Below are 1,713 nucleotides of genomic sequence, written 5' to 3'. Positions count from 1 at the left end.
CTTTGTTACAGACTTCTTAAGGTATGATTTATCGCCTTTTCTATTTGTATAAAATATTGGTGATTCCATTTTTTCTGTTGTCCTTAAAATTTCAAAATAAAAGTAATGAGTATTTGAGCTTTTTTCTACTCAATTATTAATCTTCTTTGGCTTCTAACATTCCTTGAGCCTTTAGTTTTAATTCTTTTAGTCGGTCAGCATCTTCATAAACATAATCCGCATAAATAGGATTTTCTGCTTCTTTTTCCAGCCATTCATAAATTTTCTGCAGAAGATCCAAAGGTATTTTTTTTGAAAGTAAATTTTGAAGGGTATCTATACAATCTGTGAAAATATCACTTAATTCCACTTCATATTCAACACTCTCAAATCCCTTCTGCAATTCAAGTACATTGGCGGCCAACATTGAAAAGGCCTCATAGTAGATTCCTCTGTTACATAATCTATCAGCTGGAATAGTCAACATATCATTAATCTCATCTGCATAATTTCCTGCAGATTTATAATCAATAAAACCTCTATGGGCATACTTATAAAATATGATTTGAATTTTTTCACGATAAAAATCAATTCTTAATTGATCATCACTTTTACCTGCGAAATAATAGAGAAATTCTCTTTTGAAAATCTCATTTGTTTCTGCGTAGTTTATCACATAGTTTTTTAATTTTTCTACAGATAATTCATTGACAATCGCTTCTAATTCGGATATATCAGACATTATTTTTTTTAAAATTTACAACTACAAATCACCCCTCTCCCCCAATCAAAACCTCCTGCTCCAAACACTTTTTATAATGATGAAATAGATCAACCAACCTTTTCATCCTTTCATCTTCTACACTTAATTTTCTTTTATTCAACTGAAGATCATACAAATTCCTGTTACCATATTTCTGGAGCAATCCTTCGATATTTGGAGGGATAAAGAAAGAAGCCCTTTCTCCTATATATTTTTGATATTCATTTTGAAAAATGCCAATTCCCTCAAAGTCAAAATCGCCATAATGAAGGTAGGAATTGGGAATAGATTGAAGCCATTGTATCAAATCTTTGGATTGTGATTGAGGGTAACGGCTCACAAATAAGACCTTCTTGTCTTCAAAAAGATAACTCTGTTGTTCGATCATTTTAAAGTTTTCGGCATTCTCAACTCCTACTATTGTGACCTCTTTATCTAAAGTGAAATTTTCAAAATCACTGATAAAAAGAAAGCTTCCAAAAGCAGGTTGAAGTATTAATTTTGTCCCATTTAAAACTGCTGAAATAGGCTCATAACAGTTCACCAAAAAACCTTTAAAAGTTCTTACTTTGGTGGATTTAGAATCAGAAGCTACTTTTATGTTATCAGCTCTACTCTCTCCAGTTTTGAAATTATCTATGTAGGCCAGAAGGTCATTTATTCCCAATTGATTTTTTAAATAAAATTTCAATTGAGAAGGATCTTTGCAGGCTATTTTACGTCTTGTTCGTCCTTGAGTAGAAGATTGTAAAATACCATCATCAAGCATTTGTTCAAAAGGTGCACCTTTCAGTTGACTACCCGAGATCACCTCCCCTTGACTCAACTGTAATAACTTTTTGGCTTTACTCTCAGATAACTTCATTATGCTTTAGATATGATTTGTCGAACCATCGTTTGATGCCCTGCCACCTTATCCAAGTGATAAATATGACCATAATCTAGCTGATTATTTGTTTCAGGTGATCCGT

The 1,713-nt window shown here is 32.2% G+C and carries 2 protein-coding genes; both read right to left on the bottom strand.

Features of this window, described 5'->3' with window-relative positions; genetic code table 11:
- Window positions 1-136: 136 nt before the first annotated feature.
- Entirely contained in the window at window positions 137-721 is a 585-nt protein-coding gene (locus HHU12_RS33755) for a hypothetical protein (protein ID WP_169661123.1), read from the bottom strand.
- A 28-nt stretch (window positions 722-749) separates the two neighbouring features.
- Window positions 750-1,607 carry a DUF7281 domain-containing protein gene (locus HHU12_RS33750; RefSeq protein WP_169661122.1) on the bottom strand — a complete coding sequence of 286 codons (858 nt, stop codon included), beginning with the start codon at window positions 1,605-1,607 and terminating at the stop codon, window positions 750-752.
- Between the last annotated feature and the right edge of the window lie 106 nt (window positions 1,608-1,713).

Source organism: Flammeovirga aprica JL-4 (assembly GCF_012844305.1).
Lineage (GTDB): Bacteria > Bacteroidota > Bacteroidia > Cytophagales > Flammeovirgaceae > Flammeovirga > Flammeovirga aprica.
Note: the sequence above shows the minus strand (reverse complement) of the source record. Positions and strands in the feature narration are given on the sequence as shown.

Excerpts from the sequence above, each read along its gene's own strand:
- HHU12_RS33755 (WP_169661123.1), bottom strand. The coding sequence starts at position 721 with ATGTCTGATATATCCGAATTAGAAGCGATTGTCAATGAATTATCTGTA.
- HHU12_RS33750 (WP_169661122.1), bottom strand. The coding sequence starts at position 1,607 with ATGAAGTTATCTGAGAGTAAAGCCAAAAAGTTATTACAGTTGAGTCAA.